The organism is Streptomyces sp. NPDC047117, from assembly GCF_040643545.1.
In the GTDB taxonomy this organism is placed as follows: Bacteria; Actinomycetota; Actinomycetes; order Streptomycetales; family Streptomycetaceae; genus Streptomyces.
In genome coordinates this window covers 133,688-154,686 of the sequence record NZ_JBEYUN010000020.1, presented here as the reverse complement: position 1 = coordinate 154,686, position 20,999 = coordinate 133,688, and the positions used below count along the sequence as shown (strand labels likewise).

General features: G+C 74.2%; 18 protein-coding genes and 7 tRNA genes. 9 read left to right on the top strand and 16 right to left on the bottom strand.

Annotated features, from left to right (window positions below):
* Positions 1 to 29 precede the first annotated feature (29 nt).
* From ABZ840_RS31185 to ABZ840_RS31170, 4 genes are all read right to left on the bottom strand, one after another.
* Positions 30 to 101: transfer RNA gene (locus tag ABZ840_RS31185), tRNA-Val, on the bottom strand.
* A 60-nt stretch (positions 102 to 161) separates the two neighbouring features.
* Positions 162 to 632, bottom strand: coding sequence for an SRPBCC family protein (locus ABZ840_RS31180; protein WP_361565182.1), 471 nt, complete (start codon positions 630 to 632; stop codon positions 162 to 164).
* Positions 633 to 709: 77 nt separating this feature from the next.
* Positions 710 to 781 (bottom strand) — tRNA-Val (locus ABZ840_RS31175).
* 70 nt (positions 782 to 851) lie between these two features.
* Positions 852 to 1,283, bottom strand: coding sequence for a TIGR02611 family protein (locus tag ABZ840_RS31170; RefSeq protein ID WP_361565179.1), 432 nt, complete (start codon positions 1,281 to 1,283; stop codon positions 852 to 854).
* Between the two features lie 186 nt (positions 1,284 to 1,469).
* On the opposite strand from ABZ840_RS31170, the gene ABZ840_RS31165 reads away from it, so the two are divergent.
* Both ABZ840_RS31165 and ABZ840_RS31160 read left to right on the top strand, forming a co-directional pair.
* Positions 1,470 to 1,883, top strand: a complete 414-nt coding sequence (locus ABZ840_RS31165) for an SsgA family sporulation/cell division regulator (protein ID WP_003959770.1) — start codon at positions 1,470 to 1,472, stop codon at positions 1,881 to 1,883.
* 336 nt (positions 1,884 to 2,219) lie between these two features.
* Complete coding sequence (locus ABZ840_RS31160; RefSeq protein WP_361565176.1) at positions 2,220 to 2,786, top strand: CGNR zinc finger domain-containing protein; 567 nt, start codon at positions 2,220 to 2,222, stop codon at positions 2,784 to 2,786.
* 69 nt (positions 2,787 to 2,855) lie between these two features.
* On the opposite strand, the gene ABZ840_RS31155 is transcribed toward ABZ840_RS31160, so the two are convergent.
* Both ABZ840_RS31155 and ABZ840_RS31150 read right to left on the bottom strand, forming a co-directional pair.
* Positions 2,856 to 3,026, bottom strand: a complete 171-nt coding sequence (locus ABZ840_RS31155; protein WP_361565174.1) for a hypothetical protein — start codon at positions 3,024 to 3,026, stop codon at positions 2,856 to 2,858.
* A 69-nt stretch (positions 3,027 to 3,095) separates the two neighbouring features.
* The gene (locus ABZ840_RS31150) at positions 3,096 to 3,542 is read right to left on the bottom strand and encodes a hypothetical protein (protein WP_361565172.1); all 447 of its coding nucleotides are present in this window, start codon (positions 3,540 to 3,542) and stop codon (positions 3,096 to 3,098) included.
* A gap of 176 nt (positions 3,543 to 3,718) precedes the next feature.
* On the opposite strand from ABZ840_RS31150, the gene ABZ840_RS31145 reads away from it, so the two are divergent.
* Positions 3,719 to 4,246, top strand: coding sequence for a DsbA family protein (locus tag ABZ840_RS31145; RefSeq protein WP_361565169.1), 528 nt, complete (start codon positions 3,719 to 3,721; stop codon positions 4,244 to 4,246).
* Positions 4,247 to 4,270: 24 nt separating this feature from the next.
* Here the strand turns inward: ABZ840_RS31145 and ABZ840_RS31140 are convergent, their stop codons facing one another.
* From ABZ840_RS31140 to ABZ840_RS31130, 3 genes are read right to left on the bottom strand one after another with little or no spacing between them, the layout of a single operon-like run.
* Positions 4,271 to 5,101 (bottom strand): GNAT family N-acetyltransferase, encoded by an 831-nt coding sequence (locus ABZ840_RS31140; RefSeq protein ID WP_361565166.1) that lies wholly within the window; start codon positions 5,099 to 5,101, stop codon positions 4,271 to 4,273.
* A gap of 56 nt (positions 5,102 to 5,157) precedes the next feature.
* Complete coding sequence (locus ABZ840_RS31135; protein WP_361565163.1) at positions 5,158 to 5,982, bottom strand: aminodeoxychorismate lyase; 825 nt, start codon at positions 5,980 to 5,982, stop codon at positions 5,158 to 5,160.
* Complete coding sequence (locus ABZ840_RS31130; protein ID WP_361565160.1) at positions 5,979 to 7,034, bottom strand: chorismate-binding protein; 1,056 nt, start codon at positions 7,032 to 7,034, stop codon at positions 5,979 to 5,981. The genes ABZ840_RS31135 and ABZ840_RS31130 overlap by 4 nt, the downstream gene beginning before the upstream one ends.
* A 188-nt stretch (positions 7,035 to 7,222) precedes the next feature.
* Between ABZ840_RS31130 and ABZ840_RS31125 the strand changes: the two genes are divergently transcribed.
* The 5 genes from ABZ840_RS31125 (at position 7,223) to ABZ840_RS31105 (ending at position 7,685) form a co-directional block, all read left to right on the top strand.
* Positions 7,223 to 7,295, top strand: a tRNA-Gly gene (locus tag ABZ840_RS31125).
* 35 nt (positions 7,296 to 7,330) lie between these two features.
* Positions 7,331 to 7,404, top strand: a tRNA-Cys gene (locus ABZ840_RS31120).
* A gap of 1 nt (position 7,405) precedes the next feature.
* Positions 7,406 to 7,477: transfer RNA gene (locus ABZ840_RS31115), tRNA-Val, on the top strand.
* Between the two features lie 21 nt (positions 7,478 to 7,498).
* A tRNA-Val gene (locus ABZ840_RS31110) sits at positions 7,499 to 7,570 on the top strand.
* Between the two features lie 43 nt (positions 7,571 to 7,613).
* Positions 7,614 to 7,685 (top strand) — tRNA-Val (locus ABZ840_RS31105).
* 101 nt (positions 7,686 to 7,786) lie between these two features.
* Here ABZ840_RS31105 and ABZ840_RS31100 read toward each other — a convergent pair.
* From ABZ840_RS31100 to ABZ840_RS31090, 3 genes are all read right to left on the bottom strand, one after another.
* Positions 7,787 to 8,086, bottom strand: coding sequence for a zf-TFIIB domain-containing protein (locus ABZ840_RS31100; RefSeq protein ID WP_361565157.1), 300 nt, complete (start codon positions 8,084 to 8,086; stop codon positions 7,787 to 7,789).
* 114 nt (positions 8,087 to 8,200) lie between these two features.
* Positions 8,201 to 9,205, bottom strand: a complete 1,005-nt coding sequence (locus tag ABZ840_RS31095) for an aminoglycoside phosphotransferase family protein (protein ID WP_361565154.1) — start codon at positions 9,203 to 9,205, stop codon at positions 8,201 to 8,203.
* 251 nt (positions 9,206 to 9,456) lie between these two features.
* Complete coding sequence (locus ABZ840_RS31090) at positions 9,457 to 9,666, bottom strand: hypothetical protein (protein WP_361565151.1); 210 nt, start codon at positions 9,664 to 9,666, stop codon at positions 9,457 to 9,459.
* Between the two features lie 728 nt (positions 9,667 to 10,394).
* Between ABZ840_RS31090 and ABZ840_RS31085 the strand changes: the two genes are divergently transcribed.
* Positions 10,395 to 12,209, top strand: a complete 1,815-nt coding sequence (locus ABZ840_RS31085; protein WP_361565148.1) for a protein kinase — start codon at positions 10,395 to 10,397, stop codon at positions 12,207 to 12,209.
* Positions 12,210 to 12,251: 42 nt separating this feature from the next.
* Here ABZ840_RS31085 and ABZ840_RS31080 read toward each other — a convergent pair whose 3' ends face one another.
* The 4 genes from ABZ840_RS31080 to cbiE all read right to left on the bottom strand — a co-directional run bounded on the left by ABZ840_RS31080 (position 12,252) and on the right by cbiE (position 20,827).
* On the bottom strand, positions 12,252 to 13,073 hold the full coding sequence (locus ABZ840_RS31080; protein ID WP_361565145.1) for an RNA methyltransferase: 822 nt from the start codon (positions 13,071 to 13,073) through the stop codon (positions 12,252 to 12,254).
* Positions 13,074 to 13,416: 343 nt separating this feature from the next.
* Complete coding sequence (gene cobA, locus ABZ840_RS31075) at positions 13,417 to 14,658, bottom strand: uroporphyrinogen-III C-methyltransferase (RefSeq protein ID WP_361565142.1); 1,242 nt, start codon at positions 14,656 to 14,658, stop codon at positions 13,417 to 13,419.
* A 395-nt stretch (positions 14,659 to 15,053) separates the two neighbouring features.
* Positions 15,054 to 19,373, bottom strand: coding sequence for a nicotinate-nucleotide--dimethylbenzimidazole phosphoribosyltransferase (gene cobT / locus ABZ840_RS31070; protein ID WP_361565139.1), 4,320 nt, complete (start codon positions 19,371 to 19,373; stop codon positions 15,054 to 15,056).
* A gap of 239 nt (positions 19,374 to 19,612) precedes the next feature.
* Positions 19,613 to 20,827 carry a precorrin-6y C5,15-methyltransferase (decarboxylating) subunit CbiE gene (gene cbiE / locus ABZ840_RS31065; protein ID WP_361565136.1) on the bottom strand — a complete coding sequence of 405 codons (1,215 nt, stop codon included), beginning with the start codon at positions 20,825 to 20,827 and terminating at the stop codon, positions 19,613 to 19,615.
* Positions 20,828 to 20,999 lie beyond the last annotated feature (172 nt).

Sequence of the window (20,999 nt, the reverse complement as noted above, 5' to 3'; positions counted from 1 at the left end):
TTGGCAAGCACGCTTCACCCTCGCACTTGTGGGCGATACTGGGTTCGAACCAGTGACCTCTTCGGTGTGAACGAAGCGCTCTCCCACTGAGCTAATCGCCCGGGGTTCTTGGGGTGTCCCCCGCGAACGAGCTGAACAATACAGGTCGCGGGGCCCTGCGTTCAAATTCCTTGCCGGCCGTCGAGCCAGGCGGCCAGTCCGCGCCGGCCGGCCCGCATCATCAGGGCGTGGTTGAGGCGGAAGAACGGGCGCCCGGGGTAGGCCAGCAGGCGCATGAACGGCCTGCGCACCTCGACCTCCTGCTCGTAGAGCGCGCGGGTGCCGGAGCCGTGCGGGCCGACCGTCCAGCGGGCCCAGCCGTCGATGTCGCCGTGCAGCTCCGCCTCCAGGACGCCGGCCGTCCGGTCCAGGCGGGCCTCGCGGGCGGCGATCCGCAGGCTGAACGGCAGCGCGGAGCGGATGCGGGCGGTGCCGGAGTGCTCGCCGGTCCGCTGCACCTCGGCGACCTGGGGCCACCAGCGCGGGTAGGTCTCGGGACGCTCCAGGGCGGCGAGGACGGCGTCGGGCGGCGCGTCCAGCAGCCAGACGCTGCGGAAGCGGTAGTGGTGCGGGCGGACCGGCCGGTCGGGCATGGGACCAGTGTGCCGCGCGGGAGGCCGGGAAACGCCAAGAACCCGGAGGTACGAGACCTCCGGGTTCTTGATCCGGGTGGGCGATACTGGGTTCGAACCAGTGACCTCTTCGGTGTGAACGAAGCGCTCTCCCACTGAGCTAATCGCCCGGGGCGCCGGTGCCTCTCGGCCTAGCGCACCGCCAACATTACCGCATGTCAGCGGGGCTCATGACCACGGTCACCGACCGATCTTCCAGGGCATGACGAAGCCGAACTGCCACACGTACCCCGCGAGGGCCGCGACCACGATCACGACGGCGATCGTGGTGAGGATGATGTTGCGGCGGCGGACCTTCGGATCGAGGGCCCGGTGGGCGGCCTCGGTGACCTTGCGCTTGGTCCAGCGCAGGACGAGCTGCGCCCAGACGAACTCGGTCGCCCAGATCGCCATGCCGGCGAAGATCACCAGCCAGCCGGGGCCCGGCAGCGGCAGCATGATGATGCCGCCGACGACCACCGCGAGCCCGACGATGAAGATCGCCACCTGCCAGCTCATGTGGAGGGTCCGGGAGCGCTTCACGAAATGCGGCGCCTTGGACCCGAGCTTCTGCGGGACTGCCGTCGCACCTCCGGTGCTCGCGCCACGGCCCCCGTCACTCTCCGCATTCATACTCGCAAACCTACCCGACGCTCCACTCCCCCGCATGAACGCTCGGGAGGATCCGGGACTCCGCCGTAAGAGGTACTCGAAGCCACCCAAAACAGTCAGAGGGGTTTACAACGCCACCGTAGGTGGCATGTCGATTTCGCCGACGTGCGAACCCCCGAGCGCACACTGAGCGAAAGGCCCTGGCGTATGAACACCACGGTCAGCTGCGAGCTGCACCTGCGCCTCGTTGTGTCGAGCGAGTCCTCACTGCCTGTACCTGCGGGCCTGCGGTATGACACGGCCGATCCTTATGCCGTGCACGCCACCTTCCACACCGGAGCCGAGGAGACGGTCGAGTGGGTATTCGCCCGTGATCTCCTCGCCGAGGGCCTGCACCGGCCCACCGGCACCGGCGACGTCCGCGTCTGGCCGTCCCGGAGTCATGGTCAGGGCGTCGTCTGCATCGCCCTGAGCTCTCCGGAGGGCGAGGCACTGCTCGAAGCCCCGGCGCGGGCTCTGGAATCCTTCCTGAAGCGCACGGATGCCGCGGTTCCGCCGGGCACCGAGCACCGTCACTTCGATCTCGACACGGAGCTCTCCCACATCCTCGCGGAGAGCTGAGGAGACCCGCGGCCGCAAACCGCGTCAACCCGCTCACCACTCGCGCCGTCCGACTCGGGGAGACGGCGCAGGACGGACAAGTTCATACGGCAAGCACCGGCGCCGCCGCCGCGGAATCCACCGTGGCGGCGGCGCCGTCCGCGCTGACCGGCCCGGACGCCGCGCCCCGCACACCGCGCACGCCTCCGCCGCCGTGTCCGCCCGGCCTTGTTGGAAGCGCTAGAGTCGGCGACCATTCGGCACAAGGGGGTGGCCGGCCGATCGCTGCGGATCGCCGGCCACCGCCCATTGATCCCGGGGGCGGCAGGGCCCGCCCCTCCCGGCCTGGGAGCAACCGTGATGATCACCCACGACAGCCGGTGCGCGCTGGAGGCGGTCGTCGACCTCCTGAACACCGCGCCCGAGGACGGGGCCCCGGCGGCCCCCGACAGGCTCAGCGACGTGGCGGAGCTGAGGGAATTCGTCGCGCGCAACAGCATCAGCGACGTGGGCACGCTCGGCGAACGGGACCTCGCTTCCCTGCGGTCGGTACGGGCGCGCTTCGCCGAGGTCTTCGCGGCCGACGACGACCGGTCGGCGGCGGAGCTGCTGAACGCGCTGGTCGCGGCGGCCGGGACCACCCCGCGGCTGACCGACCACGACGGGTACGACTGGCACGTGCACTACTTCGCGCCGGGCGCCTCGGTGGCCGACCACCTCGCGGCGGACGGCGGGATGGCGCTGGCGTTCCTGGTCGTCGCCGGGGAGCGGGAGCGGCTGCGGCGCTGCGAGGCACCGGACTGCCGGCACGCCTTCGTCGATCTCTCGCGCAATCGCTCGCGCCGCTACTGCGACAGCCGGACCTGCGGAAACCGCCTGCACGTCGCCGCCTATCGGGCGCGCCGCCGGGAGGCGGCGGGCTGAGCCGGCGGGGCGGGACCCGGCCGCTCGCGGCCCCCGCTCGTCACGGTCCGCTCACGGCCTTCACAGCCCTCACAGCCAGAAGAGGTCGTGCACGGCGCCGATCATGAGCAGCACACCGATGACGGTGAGGAACAGCATCAGGGGCGGCTGGGACAGCGCGAACAGGCAGCCGCGGGACGGAGAAACTGGGTCGGTGGCCCGGGGAGTGTTCTCCCGGGGCAGGGCGCACTCGTCGTTCATCTCGCGGAGATCATGACCCAGCAGGTCTCCGCGAGCGGCGGGCAGTTCCCCCGGGAGAGGGGGACTTCCTCAGATCCCGTGCTTTTTCAGGATGGCTTCGATATCGGAGAAGTCGTCCTCGCCGCCGCCCTGCCGGGCCGGCTCGGCGGCGGGCCGGCGGGCGGGCTCACGTCCGGCGCCCAGGGACGGCGCCGAGGCGCCCGGGGCCACCGCGGCACCGGGCTGCGCCGCTGCGGCCGCCCGGCGTTCCTTGCGCCGCCCGGAGTGGCGCTCGGCGAAGCGGCTCACGAGGAACAGCAGGACCGAGAGCGCCAGCAGGCCGAAGCCCGCCCACACGGTCGGCTTGAGCACCAGCCCCGTGATCCAGTCGATGATGCCGGTCATGACCAGCCCGGCGGGGATGAGCGCGAAGGCGGCGATGCGCGTCGCGGCCAGGAAGCGCCTGCGGAAGGCGGTCAGCGCGGCGATGCCCAGGCCGGCCACCGACAGAGCGGCGCAGACGGTCGAGGTCAGCATCGGATCCTCCTGCTGTGATGCGGTTTCCCCTCCATCGTGCCCCCTCGCACGCCGTACCGGCCATGGTCCGGGGCGTCCTCGGGGACATCTCGGGGTCCGGATCCTCCGCAGGTGCCGGTGGGCCGCCGCCTCGGGGGCTGTACGGCCGGGGCCGCGGGGGCTGGAAGACTGGCCCCATGAACGACGCCCCCTCCCCCGCCGAGGCCGCCCTCCCCATCGTCCTGGACGTCTGGTGCGAGCTGCAGTGCCCGGACTGCCACACCGCCCTCGCCGACCTGCACGCGCTCCGTGCGCGCTACGGCGACCGGCTGGACATCCGGCTGCGCCACTTCCCGCTGGAGAAGCACAAGCACGCCTACGCCGCCGCGCAGGCCGCCGAGGAGGCCATCGAGCAGGGCCAGGGGTGGCCGTACGTGGAGGCCGTGCTCGGCCGTACCGCGGAGCTGGCGAAGCAGGGCGAGAAGCTGCTGGTGAAGGTGGCCGGGGAGCTGGGCCTGGACGCCGAGGAGCTGGACACCGCGCTGATCGACGGGCGGCATCTGCTGATCGTCGACGCGGACCAGGCCGAGGGCAAGGCGATCGGCGTGACCGGCACGCCCACGTACGTCATCGGCGGCGAGCGGCTGGACGGCAGCAAGAGCCAGGAGGGGCTGCGTGCCCGCGTCGAGGAGATCGCGGACCGGCTGCTGGCGGCGGCCGAGTAGCGCCGCCCCCGACCGCCCGGCCGCTCACAGCAGCGGCTTCCACAGCAGGTGGTCCGTGGTCCGGTACCCCAGGGACTCGTACAGCCGGCGCGCCACCGCGTTGTCGGAGTACACGTTCAGCCCGAGTACGCGGTGCCCGGCGGCCAGGCACTCCCGCTCGGCGATGCCCATGAGGGTGCGCCCGTGGCCGTGGCCGCGGTGCCGCGGGGCGACCTGGACGTCGTACACGTAGCCGCCCGCCTCCCCCGGTACGACGAGCGCGGTCCACAGCGTCCCCACGTCCGTCCCCTCGTGGCTCAGGACGCGCAGGCTCTGCCCCGGCGTACGGACGCCCTCGGGCAGCAGCCGGCGGTGGCTGTCGGCCACCAGCTCCGCGACCCGGTCCGCCGGCTCACCCTGCGCGGCCATGACGCGGACGAACTCGGCCTGCGCCGCATCGCGCCAGGCCGGGTACTCCGCCTCGGCCAACGGCCGGTCGGTGCTGCCGGGCGGCAGCGCGGGCGGCGTGGTGAGCGCCTTGCGCATCCGGCGGGAGCGCTCGGTGTAGCCGAGCGCCGTACTGAGCCGCAGCGCGGGCGTGGCGTCGACGGGCACGAAGAACTCGATGCGCCGGCAGCCCCAGCCGCGCAGCACTTCCTCGGCGGCCAGCGCGGCGACGGTGGCGCGGCCCCGCCGCCGGTCGGGCTCGTCGATCCACAGGTCGGCGAGGCGGCCCGTGGGCAGCGCCGACCGCGGGTCGGTGGCGAGCCGGAGCCGGCCGACAGGGCGGCTGTTGACGCAGACGTCGAACGTACGGGCCCGGGCGCCGTCCTTCAGATGCTCGTCCGGGCCGGTGGGGCGCAGCGTTGTGGTCACGGTGTTGTTCTGTCCCCGCGCGCGCCCGCTCAGACATCGGCCTGGTCAGGCGGGCCTCAGCGCGGGTCGAAGTCGGCCGCCGCGCGTTCGGTGAAGATCCGCATGGCCTTGGCGGTGACCGGTCCTGGGGCGTCCCCGAGCTGCCGGCCGTCGTTGCGGGTGACGGCCTGGACGTCGCGCAGGGTGGAGGTCAAGAAGATCTCCTCGGCCCGCTCCAGGGCTTCCAGCGGCAGGTCGGTCTCCTTGGCGCCGGTCCATTCGACGGTCAGCGCGCGGGTGATGCCGGCCAGGCAGCCGGACTCCACCGGCGGGGTGTGCAGTTCACCGTCGAGGACGACGAACACGTTGGAGCCGGTGCCCTCGCACAGCTGCCCCACGGTGTTGGCGAACAGCGCCTCGCTGGCGCCCTGCTGGCGTGCGCGGGCCAGCGCGACGACGTTCTCGGCGTACGAGGTGGTCTTCAGGCCGGTGAGCGCGCCGCGTTCGTTGCGGGTCCAGGGGACGGTGATCGTCGCCGTGGTGTCGGGCCGGCGCGTGGTCTCGCCGAGCGCGACGACGAGGGTGGGGCCTTCCTCGCCGCGGTCGGAGCCGAGCGGCGAGTGGCCGCCGGTGTAGGTGACGCGCAGCCGGCCGAGCGGCATGGGGTTGGCGGCCAGGACGGCGTCGCAGGCGCGGCGTACCTCGTCCTCGTCCGGGTCGGGCAGGCCGAGGCCGCGGGCCGAGGCGGTCAGTCGGTGGAGGTGCCGGGTGAGCGCGAAGGCGCGGCCGTCCTCGGCCTTCAGGGTCTCGAAGACACCGTCCCCGACCGTCAGTCCGTGGTCGAAAACGGAGACCCGGGCGCTGTCCGCGTCCCGCAGTTCCCCGTCGAGCCAGATCTTCATCGCGTCGTTCCTCCAGTCGTTTCGTACGTCTCCGACGCTACCGCCAGCAGCCGGGCCGCCTTCAGTTCGGTCTCGTCCCACTCGCGGCCGGGGTCGGAGCCCCAGGTGATGCCGGCGCCGGTGCCGAAGCGCAGGACGGGGCCCGCGGCGGCCTGCCGGTCGACCCAGAAGGTGCGGATGCCCACCGCCAGCTCGCCGGTGCGCCGGTCGGCGTCCACCCAGCCGACGCCTCCGCAGTACGGGCCGCGGGGCGCGGTCTCCAGGGTCTCGATGATGTCCAGGGCGCTGCGCTTGGGCGCGCCGGTGACGGAGCCGGGCGGGAAGGTGCCGACGAGCAGCTCGGGCCAGCCCGCCCCTTCGGCCAGCTCACCGCGCACGGTGGACACGAGGTGCACCAGTCCGGGGTGGGGCTCGACCGCGCACAGGGCCGGCACCGTCACGGAGCCGGTGGCGCACACCCGGCCCATGTCGTTGCGGACCAGGTCCACGATCATCACGTTCTCGGCGTGGTCCTTCTCCAGCAGGTCCTCCGCCGTGCGCCCGGTGCCCTTGATCGGGCCGGACTCGACCGTGCGGCCGGTGCGGCGCAGGTACAGCTCGGGCGAGGCGGTGGCGACCTCGACGCCGTGCGCGGGCAGGCGAACCGTTCCGGCATACGGCGCCGGGTTCCCGCGGGCCAGCAATGCGGTCAGCGCGTCGACGTCGGCGCGCTCGGGGTCGGGCAGCGGCGCGGAGAGAATTCGGCACAGGTTCGCCTGATAGACCTCGCCCGCCGCGATGTGCTCGCGTATCCGGCGGACGCCCGCGGTGTAGGCGGCCCGGTCCATCGAGGAGGTCCAGGCCTCGCGCGCGGGCCCGCGCCACGCGCCGCGGGGGCCGTTGCCGGGGTCCTCCCGTACGTCGCCGAAGCGCGCGCACACGAGGCGGCCCTCGAAGTCGGCGACCACGGCCCACCAGCCCGCGGAGTCCAGGGCGGCGGGGTCACTGGTGACGTCGCGCAGGTCAGTGGCGATGAGGCCGCCGAAGCGGGCCAGCGGAGGCAGGTCGGGCACGCCGTCGAGTCTAGGACGGCGCCCCCGGCACCGCCCCGGTCGAACGAGTACGCAGCACGCTGCACAAACGCGTTTTTGTACTGGCCCAGGAATCCGCTAGAGTTCAACACGTCGCCGGGACGCGGAAGCGAAAAGCGGAAGCCGACCGAAGACAGCAGCTCTCAGGCGTTAGTCTGAGGGAGGCACCTGCGGACATAGCTCAGTTGGTAGAGCGCAACCTTGCCAAGGTTGAGGTCGCGAGTTCGAGCCTCGTTGTCCGCTCTGAGTGGGGGATCTTCCCGAACCCCTACGCTCCTGGTGGAGTGGCCGAGAGGCGAGGCAACGGCCTGCAAAGCCGTCTACACGGGTTCAAATCCCGTCTCCACCTCCAAGGACGATTAGCTCAGCGGGAGAGCGCTTCCCTGACACGGAAGAGGTCACTGGTTCAATCCCAGTATCGTCCACTGGTCCGCAAGGACCGTCCCGCGCGATTAGCTCAGCGGGAGAGCGCTTCCCTGACACGGAAGAGGTCACTGGTTCAATCCCAGTATCGCGCACGCAGTGCCCATGACTCACTTCGCGGAGTGACCATGGTCCCGAGGACGATTAGCTCAGCGGGAGAGCGCTTCCCTGACACGGAAGAGGTCACTGGTTCAATCCCAGTATCGTCCACACGAAGACGAAGGGTCGGAGCGAAAGCTCCGACCCTTCGTCGTTGCCGTGGCGGCAGCGCCGGGCGCCCGGCCCTCCAGGGGCCGGGCGGGCACCGGCGATCAGGAGGAGAAGAGCATCCGGCCGAAGCTGCGGTGGCCGTGATGACCATGGTGGCCGTGGTGACCGTGCTGTCCGTGGTGCGGGGCGCCCCAGGCCGGCGCCGCCGGGTAGGCCTGCGGGGCGGGCGCGGGCGCAGGCGGGGGCGGCGGGGCCTGCTGCGACCACTGGGACTCCAGCCGGGTCAGCGACTCCAGCTCGCCGTAGTCCAGGAAGATCCCGCGGCAGCCCGAGCACTGCTCGATCTGGACCCCGTTCCGGTTGTACGTATGCATCGGCGCATGGCACTTGGGACACTGCATGTCGGCTCAACTCCTGTGATCGCACGGCGGCGGCAACGAACCTCCGTCCACCGTTGGTGTGTTCACCCTACGACGCAAAAACGCACCTCAACTGCCCCGGTACGTAACAGCTTGTCACCAGACCATCCGCGCGCAGGACTCGACGAGAGCGCTCTCCACCTCGTCCAGCGGGCGGCCCTCCGGGGCGGCCTTGGCGAGGGCGAGGGCGGCGGTCTGGACCGTCAGGGCGCGGGCGGGGACGTCCAGTTCCGGCCATGGATCACCTTCGGGGCGTACGGCACGGCCGCCGGCGGCCCGGTACGCGCCGAGGAAGCGCGCCCAGACGTCCCCGGCGAGCAGCCCGCTCGCGAACCAGGCCGCGGGCCGGGCGAGATCCCACCCCGGCTCCCCCAGACCGAGATCGTCGACGTCGATGAGCAGCCAGCGCCCGTCGGGCACGGGGTGCCGGACGAGCTGGCCCAGGTGCAGGTCACCGTGGCAGAGCAGCCCCGGCCCCGGCGCGGGCGCCTCGTCGCGGGCCCAGGCCGGCAGCGCGGCCCAGCCGGCCGCCACCGTGCGGGCCGCGGCGGCCAGCGACGGCACGGCGTCGGCCGGCGCGGCCCGCATCCGGACCAGCGCGCGGGCGGCCTTGGCGGGACCGCGCATCGGCGGCACCGGGCCGGGCAGCGTCGCCGGGTCCACGGCGTGCAGCCGGGCGAGGAGCCGGGCCGCGTCCTCCCAGGGCGCGCCGTCCGGGTCGTCCGGCGCGACCGGGAGGCCGTACGGCCAGCGGGTGAGGGGACGGCCGTCGTCGTGCCGAACGAGGTAGCCGTCAGGGCCGGTGACCGGCAACGGGGGCAGCAGCGTGCCGTGCAGGGCCGGGTGGGCGGCGATGCGCAGCCGGACGGCGAGCGCGGCGGCGTCACAGTCGGCCGCGTGCGCCTTGGCCACGGCCCGCCCGCCGCGCACCACGGTCCCGTCGGGACGGTCGGCGAGGACGATGGGGGGCGAGGGGGCGTCGGGGGTGTCAGGGGCGTGGGAGGCGGCGGGCGCCGGAGAGGCCGTGGGCACCCCGGGTGTCGTGGACGCCATGGACGCCTCGGAGAGTGCCGCCAGGCGGCGTATCAGGGCGCTGGACATCGTTCCCCCTCGGTTCGTACGGACCCGGCTCGCGCAGAGCGCACCGGCCGGCTCCGCCGCTCGGATCGTACGCACCGCCTGCGCGGCTGCCCGACCCGCCCCGGACGCGCGAAGGCCGGGCATCTCCCCAGATGCCCGGCCATTCGTGCCGTCCGCCGTACCCCCGTCCCCACGGGGTCAATCGGCCGGAGACTTGTCCCCGGAGCGCTGTGAGCACCCCGGTCCCGGACCGCTCTTCCGGGACCTGGGCCTCAGTGCCCCAGCAATCCGGCCACGGACGACGCTTGTGTGACGACGGCTTCCCAGCCGCCGAAGACGACGGCCAGCAGCACCGCCAGCGGCAGCACCATGGCCACCGCCACCAGCGGGTGGCGGGTGCCGGAGGGCTGGTGCCCGCCGAACGCGGTGGCCGCCCTGCGCCCCTGCGTACGGAGAACCGTCCGTCCCGCCGTGTCGGCCATCGCCCCGCTCCCCTCGTTCCGAAAGCGGTGGGCGTCCGACCTCGGGGGACGAGTACCGTGCCCACCGCTTGACCTCCACATTAGGCAGCGAGCGGCCGCGGGGCGTCAGCCCGACGTACTGATCCACCGGCCTCCAGGAGGATGACGGGAGACCCCGCCATCTACTCCCCTGGGTGGAGACCCGGCACCGGCATTCAGGGAGATCCCGGACGGGACGGCTCGCAGGGAGGCTGCCGGGAGACCGCCGGATGCCGCCGGTGGACCACTGGATGCCGCCGCCCGGTCGTCCGTACGCCCGGGCCGAGGCCGGGGCGCCGGTACGCCCGTCCCCGTGCCCGGATGCCCGACTGTGTCCCGGGACCGCCGCTTCGCGTGACTTCGGTCACTTCTGCCACTCCCTCGCGCGCCACCGGCCGGGGCCGGTCGGCGGGCCTTCGCGGGACGCCGCCGCGCCCGCCCCGGTTCCGCTGCGGCGGCCGCCGCCCTCGCGACGCCGCCCGCCGGCCGCCAAACCCCGTGCCGTCGCCGACCCTTGGGCGCGGGCCGCGGAACTCCGCACGTACGCAGGCACATTCCGGCTGCGCGGCCCGCGCCGTACCCGCGTCGCCGACAATCCATGGCCGACGCATGCGCGGCCTGACAGCGCAGCGCGCCGTCAATCCGTAAGCTGTGGCACGTCAGACGGATGCAGCGGAGTGGGGCCTCCCCACCGCAGGTAGGGGACGGACATGGCGATGATGCGGCTCCGGCGCGAGGATCCGCGGGTCGTCGGCTCGTTCCGGCTGCACCGGCGGCTGGGCGCCGGCGGGATGGGCGTGGTCTACCTCGGGTCCGACAAGCGCGGCCAGCGGGTGGCCCTCAAGGTGATCCGCCCCGACCTGGCCGAGGACCACGAATTCCGCTCCCGCTTCGCGCGCGAGGTGCAGGCGGCACGGCGCATCCGGGGCGGCTGTACGGCGCGGCTGGTGGCGGCCGACCTGGACGCGGACCGCCCGTGGTTCGCCACCCAGTACGTCCCCGGCCCCTCGCTGCACGACAAGGTCAACGACGAGGGCCCGCTGCCGCCGACGCAGGTCGCCACGATCGGCGCGGCGCTCTCCGAGGGGCTGCTCGCCGTGCACGACGCGGGCGTGGTCCACCGTGACCTGAAGCCGTCGAACATCCTGCTGTCCCCGAAGGGCCCGCGGATCATCGACTTCGGCATCGCCTGGGCGACCGGCGCGAGCACGCTCACGCACGTCGGTACGGCCGTCGGTTCGCCCGGCTTCCTCGCGCCCGAACAGGTGCGCGGCGCGGCCGTCACGCCCTCGACGGACATCTTCGCGCTCGGCGCGACGCTGGCGTACGCCTGTACCGCGGACTCGCCCTTCGGGCACGGCAGTTCCGAGGTCATGCTCTACCGCGTGGTCCACGAGGAGGCGCAGCTGGCCGGGGTGCCCGACGCGCTGGTGCCGCTGATCGAGTCCTGCCTGGCCAAGGACCCGGCCGAGCGTCCCAGCACGCTGTCGCTCTCGCTGCGGCTGAAGGAGATCGCCGCGCGGGAGGCGCACGGGCTGAGCGACGGTCCGGTGGACGGGCTGCCGGGTGAGGCGCTGGTACGGACGGACCGGGGCACGCCGGACCGCTCCTCGGGCCGCCGGGCGGAGGAGTTCGCACGCCAGCGCGGGGACGAGCGGCGCACGCCGGGCCAGGGGCCCAGTACGCCGCGTCCGCAGTCCTCCTCGCGGCCTTCCGTGTCCCGCCCGGCCGGTTCCCGTTCGGCGGGCACGGGTGGCGGCTGGCCGTCGGCCCCGGGCCAGAGCGGCGGGCGGCCCTCGGCGGGCGGCAGCGGTGCGCGTTCCGCGTCCGCGGCTCCCCCGTCGTCCTCCCATGGGCGTTCCGGTGCCGCGGCATCGGGCTCCAACGGCAGGTCGGCGCCCGCGAGCAGCAACGGGCGCTCTGCCGCCGGGTCGAACGGCCGCTCCGCGCCGGCAGGCTCGAACGGCCGGTCGGCGTCCGCTTCTCAGGGCCGGTCCGGCGCCGCTTCGGCCGCCGGTTCCGGTTCCCATGGCAGGTCCGCCGGGCCGCACTCCGAGGGGCGCTCGGGGGGCCGTGCTTCGGGACGCGTGCCGGGCGCGCGTTCGACTGGGCGAAACGGTTCACGCCCGGCCGCACGCTCCACGTCGGGCGGCCGCCGCCCGGCGGGCCCGGACCGCCGGCTGCTCCGTCAGCGGCTCATCGTGTTCGTGACGGTGACGCTGCTCGTGGCCCTGGGCATCGCCGCGGCCCAAGGCTGCCAGGGCCCCACCCGCGGCTCGGCCCACGACCGGGGCGCGCAGGGCACGCACACGGTGGGCGCGCGGGCGGCGGGTACGCAGGGGGTACACGTACGTGAGGCGCCTGCGCACGAGACTCCGGTGCATGAGGCCCATGGGCGTGGGGCCCATGCGCATGAGGCCCACGCGCGTGAGGACCACGCGTCGCTTGAGGTGCGTGGGACGGGTGCGGATGACCTGGCGGGGGCTTCGACGGGAGCGTTGACGGGGGCCGAAAAGCGGCCGTAGGGGCAGGCCCTCCCCCCCGTTCTGAGGCAGTGCCCCGTTTTCTCAGGCCGTGCCCGGGCGGCCCGTGGCGACCGCGTAGAAGGCGACCGCCGCGGCCGCGCCGACGTTCAGTGAGTCGACGCCGTGCGCCATCGGGATGCGCACCCATTCGTCCGCAGCGACCAGGGCCTGCCGGGACAGTCCGTCGCCCTCGGCGCCGAGCATGAGCGCGGCCCGCTCCAGCCGGTACGGCGCGGCCTCGTCGATGGCGGTGGCCTTGTCGTCTGGGGTGAGCGCGAGCAGCTTGAAGCCGGCCTCCCGTACGGTCTCCAGGCTCCGCGGCCAGTGCTCCAGGCGCGCGTACGGTACGGAGAAGACCGCGCCCATGGAGACCTTCACCGACCGCCGGTAGAGCGGGTCGGCGCAGTCCGGCGAGAGCAGCACGGCGTCCATGCCGAGGGCCGCGGCGCTGCGGAAGATCGCGCCGATGTTGGTGTGGTCGTTGACCGCTTCCATGACGACGACACGGCGCGCGGACGCGAGCAGCTCGCCGGGCTCCGGAAGCGGCTTGCGCTGCATGGAGGCGAGCGCGCCGCGGTGTACGTGATAGCCCGTCACCTGCTCGGCGAGCTTCGGGTCCACCGCGTACACCGGGGCCGGCACCTCGTCGATGACGTCCCGCATGACGTCGACCCACTTGGCGGAGAGCAGCATGGACCGCATCTCGTACCCGGCCTGCTTGGCGCGCCGGATCACCTTCTCGCCCTCGGCGATGAAGAGTCCCTCGGCCGGTTCGCGCCTGCGGCGCAGTTCCACGTCGGTGAGGCCGATGTAGTCACGCAGCCGGGGGTCGTCGGGGTCGTCGACGGTGATGATGTCTGCCACGGGTCGATGGTGCCTTGTCGTCGTTGTGGTTCCCATGCCGGGAGCCGGATTTGTTACCTACGGTTACGGCCGGCCCGCCGTACGGGGGCGGGTCGGCCTGTGGACAACCCGCTGCCGTCCGCCACGCCCCTGTATAACCCCAGCAAAGGGGGGCCAGGTGGCGAAGCGTCACTTCACGCCGTGAGGCGGCCGCCGAGGGCCCCACAGCGCCGGGGCCGGGGCGAGGGGCCCGGCGTGCCGCGAAGGACCACGGGCCCCGGAGCTCACGGCGTACCGGCCACGGCGCGGAGGCCCAGGGCTCGGGGGTCCAAGGCGCGAGCCGTCACGCCTTGGACCTCGCGCCTTACGGCTTGAAGGTCTTTGCTGCGTTGACCACGTCGCCGATGACGATGACGGCGGGCGGGCGGACGTCCTCTTCCTTGACCCGTGCCCCGACCGTCTCCAGCGTGGCGTCGACGCGGCGCTGGGTCGCCATCGTGCCCTCCTGGATCACGGCGACCGGCGTGTCGGCGCCGCGCCCGTGCTGCACCAGGGCCGCGGCGATGGCGCCGATCTTGTCCACGCCCATCAGGATCACCAGCGTGCCGCGCAGCTTCGCCAGCGCCGCCCAGTCGACCAGCGAGCGCTCGTCGTCGGGCGCGACATGGCCGCTGACCACGGTGAACTCGTGCGCGACGCCGCGGTGCGTGACGGGCACGCCGACCGCGCCGGGGACGCTGATGGAGCTGGAGATGCCCGGCACCACCGTGCAGGTGAGGCCCTCGGCGGCCAGCGCCTCGGCCTCCTCCATGCCGCGCCCGAAGACGAACGGGTCGCCGCCCTTGAGGCGCACCACGGCCTTGCCGGCCTTGGCGTGCTCGATGAGCGCGTTGTTGATGGCCTCCTGAGCCATGAACCGGCCGTACGGGATCTTCGCCGCGTCGATGACCTCGACGTGCGGCGGCAGCTCGTCCAGCAGGTCACGGGGACCGAGCCGGTCGGCGATCACGACGTCGGCCTCGGCCAGCAGCCGGCGGCCGCGCACGGTGATCAGGTCGGGGTCGCCGGGACCGCCGCCGACCAGGGCGACGCCCGCCGTACGCCGCCGGTGCTGCGGCGCGGCGATCGTGCCGTCCCGCAGGCCCTCGACGATGGCGTCCCGGACCGCAGCGGCCCGCCGCGGGTCGCGGCCGGCGGAGTCGGTGTTGAGGACGGCGACGGTGACGCCTTCGCTGCGGCCGGTGGCCGGCGTCCAGGCGGTGGCCGCCTCGGCGTCGTCGGAGCGTACGGCCCAGACGCGGTGCTCCTCGGCCTCCTGGGAGGCGGCGGTGTTGGCCGCGTCGTCGTCGGTGGAGATCAGCGCGTACCAGGCGGCCGCGAGGTCGCCGGGCCGGTACGTACGCCGCTCCCAGGCCAGCTCGCCCGCGTCGGCCATGGCCTCGACGGAGGGCGTGGCCGACGGCGAGATCAGCAGGATGTCGGCGCCGGCGGCGATCAGCGCGGGCAGCCGGCGCTGGGCGACCTGGCCGCCGCCCAGCACCACGACCCGGCGGCCGGTCAGGCGCAGGCCGACGGGATAGGCGGCGTGCTCGGAGGGAACGGCCATGGCGGTACGGCTCCTTGTGCGGGTGATGCGGGGCCGCTTCGGCACTGGAGCGGCGTGAGGGTGGTGGTGCGGCCGGTACGGGCGGCCACGCATTCCGGCCCACAGCCTATTTGGCCGCGGCCCCGGGGTCATGCGCGGGCGGCCCTGAGGCGGTCCCATGGGTGTGCTGAGGGGGCCCATAGGTGCGCCGACGGGCCGTGCGGGGGTGCGCCGACGGGCCCGCGGGTGTGCCGGCGGGACCCGGGAGGAACGAGGTTCCGGGGCGGGACGGGAGGGCGCCAGCCCGGCAGGCGCGACGCGGCCTGCGTGTGTGGCGGTGGTGAGGGCGGCGGCCCGGCTCGGTGCGGGTCTCGGTGAGATCCGTACCGGCGGGCCGTCGCCCTCCCCGCGGGCGGTCAGCCCTTCTCGGTGACTCCGGCGGCGTCGAACGTGGCCACCTCGTGCATCGCACGCGCCGCGCTCTGCACGATCGGCAGGGCGAGCAGCGCGCCCGTGCCCTCGCCGAGGCGCAGGTCGAGGTCGACCAGCGGGCGCAGGCCCAGCTTGGTCAGGGCCGCGACGTGCCCCGGCTCGGCGCTGCGGTGGCCCGCGATGCAGGCGGCCAGCGCCTCGGGGGCCACGGCTCGCGCCACCAGTGCGGCCGCGCCGGCGCTCACGCCGTCCAGGATCACCGGCGTACGCAGCGACGCGCCGCCGAGGATCAGGCCGACCAGCGCGGCGTGCTCCAGGCCGCCGACGGTCGCGAGGACGCCGATCGGGTCGGCCGGGTCCGGCTGGTGCAGTTCGAGGGCGCGGCGGACGACGTCGACCTTGCGGGCGTGCGTCTCGTCGTTGATGCCCGTGCCACGCCCGGTGACCTCGGCGGGGTCGCTGCCGGTGTAGACGGAGATCAGCGCCGCGGACGCGGTGGTGTTCGCGATGCCCATCTCGCCGGTGAGGAGCGCCTTGTTCCCGGCCGACACCAGGTCGCGGGCGGTCTCGATGCCCACCTCGACGGCCTTGAGGACGTCCTCGCGGGACATCGCGGGCCCGGCGGTCATGTCGTCCGTACCGGGGCGCACGTTGCGCGGCAGCAGGCCGGGGGTGGCCGGCAGCTCGGACTTCACGCCGACGTCCACGACGCAGACCTCGGCGCCGACCTGGTTCGCGAAGGCGTTGCAGACCGCGCCGCCGCCGAGGAAGTTGGCCACCATCTGGCCGGTGACCTCCTGGGGCCACGGGGTGACGCCCTGGGCGTGCACGCCGTGGTCACCCGCGAAGATCGCCACGGCGGCGGGCTCCGGGATGGGCGGCGGGCACTTCCGCGACAGGCCGCACAGCTGCGCCGAGATGATCTCCAGCATGCCGAGCGCGCCGGCCGGCTTGGTCATCCGCTTCTGCCGCTCCCACGCGTCGCCGAGCGCCTTGGCGTCCAGCGGGCGGATGCCCTGCAGGGTCTCCTGGAGCAGGTCGTGCGGCTCGGCGCCGGGCAGCGCGCGGCGCCCGTACGTCTCCTCGTGCACGACCCAGGACAGCGGGCGGCGCTTGGACCACCCGGCCTGCATCAGCTCGGGCTCCTCCGGGAACTCGTCGACGTACCCGACACACAGGTACGCGACGATCTCCAGGTGGTCGGGCAGGCCCAGCTCGCGGACCATCTCGCGCTCGTCGAAGAAGCTGACCCAGCCGACGCCGAGGCCCTCGGCGCGGGCGGCGAGCCAGAGGTTCTCCACGGCGAGCGCGGAGCTGTACGGGGCCATCTGCGGCTGGGTGTACCGGCCGAGCGTGTGGCGGCCGCCGCGGGTGGGGTCGGCGGTGACGACGATGTTGATCGGGGTGTCGAGGATCGCCTCGATCTTCAGCTCGCGGAACTGCTTCGCGCGCGCTTTGGGCAGCGACTTGGCGTACGCCTCACGCTGCCGCATCGCCAGCTCGTGCATCCGCTCGCGCGTCTCGGCGGACCGGATGACGACGAAGTCCCAGGGCTGGGAGTGGCCGACGCTGGGGGCGGTGTGGGCCGCCTCCAGGACGCGCAGCAGTACGTCGTTGGGGATCGGGTCGTTGCGGAAGCCGTTGCGGATGTCGCGGCGCTCGCGCATCACGCGGTGTACGGCGGCACGCTCGTCGTCGCCGTAGCCCGCTGCGGGGTCGACGGGCCGGAGGGCCTCCGCGTCCGTGTCTGTGTCCGCTTCCGTGTCCGCGTCCTGGTCTCCCGCCGCGTCGGCGTCGGGCGCTACGGCCTCGGAAGCTTCGGCCTCGGCCGTGGGCTCCTCGGCACCGTCCTCGGCGACCGGGGCGGGCTCGGCGGCCGGGGCTTCGGGCACCGGTACGGCTTCCGCGTCGGCTTCGGGAGCAGGCGCCGCGCCGGACTCGGCTTCGGGCGTCTCGCCTTCGGCAGCGGTCTCGCCGTCAGGGGCGGTCCCGGCCTCGTGCTCGGCGTCGGAGTCGGCGGCGGCCTCGGGTGCCGGTGCCGTTGGCGTCTCCGCCTCGGCAGCTGCGTCGGTCCCGGTCGGCTCGGTCACGGACTCGGCGGGCTCGGCAGCGTCGGCCTGTGCGGGGGCCGCCTCCTCGACGGTCGCGTCCTCAGCGGGCGCCTCGTCGGCGGCCGTGGCTGCCGTCTCCTCGACGGTCGCGTCCGTGGCTGCTGCCGCATCCGGCGAAGCCGGGGGCTCGTCCTGCGAGTCCTCCGACCCGTCGCCGGCGTCGCCCGCATCGCCCTCGGGAGCGGGCGTCTCAGCGACCTCAGGAGTCTCGACAGCCGCAGGCCCCTCCACCGCCTCCGGGGCCGTCTCAGCAGCAGCCTCCGGAGCGGCCTCGGGCTCGGCAGCAGGAGTCGCCTCGGCCACGCCCTCCTCAGGAGCAGCCTCGACCGGCCCGGCGGCCTCGACCGGCCCGGTGGGCTCAGCCGGTACAGGGACATCCACCGGTGCAGCGGCCTCCGCCGGTAGGACAGGCGTCGGGTCCGCAGCGAAAGCGGCGTTGATCGCGGCCTGCGTGGCCTTCGCCTTGGCCGACCGCGCCGACCGGGCGCGGGGCACCTTGGCGCCGGCCGTGTCCTCCGCGCCGTCCTCACCGAGCTGCACCAGCTCGGCGGCGTCCTGCGGGGCGGGCTGCGCCTCGGCGGGCGCGGCGGCCTGGACCGGCTCGGCTTCGGCGACGGGTGCCTGCGGCTCGGTCACGGCCTGTTCTTCGTTGTGCACGTGTTCCTCTGCTACGGGCTCCGCTTCGGGCTGCTCCGCGGCTGCCGGTACGGCCTCGCCGGTACCGTCCGCGGGGCCCTGCTCGCCCTCGGTGTCGTTCTGCTGCGCGGCGGCTCCGGCGTCCTGCGCCCCGGCCTCGGCAGCGGGCTCCGGCGTCGCGGGCGCGGCGGCCTGTGCCTCGGCCCCCTCCTGGCCCGGAGGGACCTGAGCCGCGGCGTTGTGTTCCGCCGCGTCGGCCTCGGGAAGCGGTGCGGCGACACCGTGCTCCACGGCCTCCTGCTGCTCGACAGCGGCCTGGGCCTCAGGAGTCTGGGCCTCAGCGGCCTGCGCCTCCTGAGCGACCTCAGCAGCATCCGCCGCGGCCTCAGCAGCGTCCGCCGTCGCCTCAGCGGCCTGCGGCTGCTCACCGGCCTCGGCCACCTCCCCGGCACCAGCAGTACCGGCAGTGCCGCCCACCGGCTCGGCGCCCCACGCCGGCATCTGCGCCGGAATGCTCACGCCACCGTGCTCCGGCGCCGGTGCGGGCTGCGCGGCCGGCGCAGCCTGCGCCTCGGCCGGAGCCTGGGCGCCCTGCTCAGCCTGGACGTCCTGCCCGGCCTGCTCCACCTGCTCCGGCTGCTCACCGGGAACACCCTGCTCAGCAGTCTGGCCCTGCTCAGCGGACCCACCCGGCTCAACCGACTGATCCGCCTGCTCCCCCTGAACCGGCTCAACCTCCGGCATAGGCATCGGGGCCGCCTGCTGGGCCGCCGGCTGGGCGCCGTCCTCGGGGAGGGGGCCCGGGGCCGCCTCCGGGAGCGGGCCCGGCTCGTCGCGCGGGATGTCGAGGTACTCGGGGCCCACGGTCGGCGGGCCCGCGTGGCGCTGGGGCGGCTGCGGGGTGCCGGCCGGGCCGCGGTCGGCGAGGGAGCGGACCACGCCGCCGGTGTGCGCCTCGGGCACGGGCGGGCCCATGTGCAGCGGGCGGCGCGCGGGCGTGGCCTGCTTCGGCATCGCGGCCTGGCCCGGCATGGCCCCCGGCGGCGTCGCACCGGGCTGCGGGGCACCCGCGTGAGCCGTGTCCGGCTGCGACGGGGCGGCCTCGGGCATCCGTACGCCGCCGACGTCGACGGAGCCGGTGTCCCGGCCGCCGTGCTCGTGCGCGCCGGGGGACGTACCGGCGGCGGGAGCCGCGGCGGCGGGCTGCGCGGCCGCCGGGCCTGCCGGCTGCTCCTCGGCGTACGCCATCGGCTCGTACGGCGTCGGGTCATAGGCGGCCACCGGGTCGTACACCGCGCCCCGGCCCGGGGTGTAGTCGGCGTACGAGGCCTGCTCGGCGGGGGCGGCCTGCTGCTCGCTGCCCCAGGCGCCCTGGGCGCCCGGCATCAGCAGGTCGTCGTCCTCCGCCTGCTCGGCGGTGTCGAGGTAGGCGTACGCGTCGTGCGGCTGCTGGCCGGCGTCGGCAGGGGCGGGAGCGGCCGCAGGCAACGGCCCTCCGGGATGTCCGCCTGCGTTCTCCGGCAGTCCCTCGCCCGGGACCTGGCCGGTGTCGGTCATGCGTACCCCTCGCCCATCGGTAGTGCTCCTTCCAACCGCTCGTCCGACGCGCTCGACCGCGGCACGCGCCGACCGCCCCCATAGCTAGAACGAGCGAGCGCGCCTCGCGGCACGTCCGCCCTCAAGAGCATCTTGTGCGGTCAAAACCTCGGACTTTTCCGGATATTGACCCACGACTCCGATCGCGGAACGGCGGCGCAACGATCCGCCAGCCTACCTCCCACGGGTGACCGTTCGGGTCAGGGGTGATGCACGCGGTAACCGCACACGAGGAAGACGACGGCCCGCTCCCGCTCCACCCATACGGAGGTGTCCAGTTCGACGGACTGGAGCAGCGCGCACTCGACTTCGTACCCTCCGTCGGCCAGCGCGCGGCCGAGCGCCTCCGCCTCGTCGCGGGTGGCGGCGTGGGTGACGATGCGTTCGGGGCGGCGGGCCGCGCAGGCGGTGACCACGGCCGTGCCGCCGCCCCCGATGCGGACGACGTCCGGCTCGGGCAGGTCTTCGAGCGCCTGCGGCGCGCGGCCGTGCACGACCTGGAGCTGTACGCCGTACCGGCGGCCGACGGCGGCCGTACGGGCGCAGGCGTCCGCGTCGGAGTCGACGGCGATGACGGCGGCGCCGAAGCGGGCGGCCTCCACCGCGGCGGCGCCGGAGCCGGCCCCGATGTCCCAGACCAGGTCGCCGACGGTGGGGCCGAGGCGGGCGAGTTGGGCGGTGCGCAGCTGGCCGGACTCGCCCTCGGTGAGGCCGCCGCCGTACGCGCTGTCGGAGAGGCCCCAGCCGCGCGGTCCGGAGGGGTAGCCGATCTCGTGGGCGGCGAGCCAGGGGCTGCCCTGGGTGGCGGCGCTGCCGCCGCCGGCGACGATGACGACGTTGGGGTCGCGCCAGACATGGTCTGCGGCCTTGTCGGACGTGAGGACGGTCACCTGCTCCTGAGTGGTGCCCAGCGCTTCGCAGATGACGAAGGTGCGGTGCACGTCGCGCAGCAGGAGGGCCAGTTCGGCGGGGCCGGCGCCGGGCGAGGTGAGGACGGCGACCTTGGTGTGGGCGCGGCAGACGTTGACGGCGCGGCGCAGGTCGCGGCTGTGGGCGACGACGATCTGGGCGTCGTCCCAGGGCATGCCGGCGCGGGCGAAGGCGGCGGCGACGGAGGAGACGGCCGGTACGACCTCGACTTCGAGGCCGTGTTCGGGGGCGCGCAGGGTGCGGACGACGCCGAAGAAGCCGGGGTCGCCGTCGGCGAGGACGACGGCGGTGCCGCGGTGCTGCGCGATGCGGCGGGCGGCCAGTTCGACGCTGCCGAGTCTGATCCGTTCGGCGGCGGGCGGCACTTCTTTGAGCGCCAGGTGGTGGGCGGCACCGGCCACCAGGGTCGCCGCGCCCAGTGCGGAGCGTGCGGCGGCGGTCAGAGGCGAGCCGTCCCACCCGATCACGGTGACGCGGTCGGCCATCTGCAGCTGTCTCCCTGGTCTCGTCGTGCGGTTGTCCGTGCGGCCGCCGGTTGTCCGTGCGGCTGTACGTGCGGTCGTCCGTGCCTCGTCCGTACGGCCGGGCGGTGGTCCGGTCCGTGCGGGCGTCCCGTCGTGCGGGGGTGGATCAGGTGAGGGTACCCCGAGCGGCCGG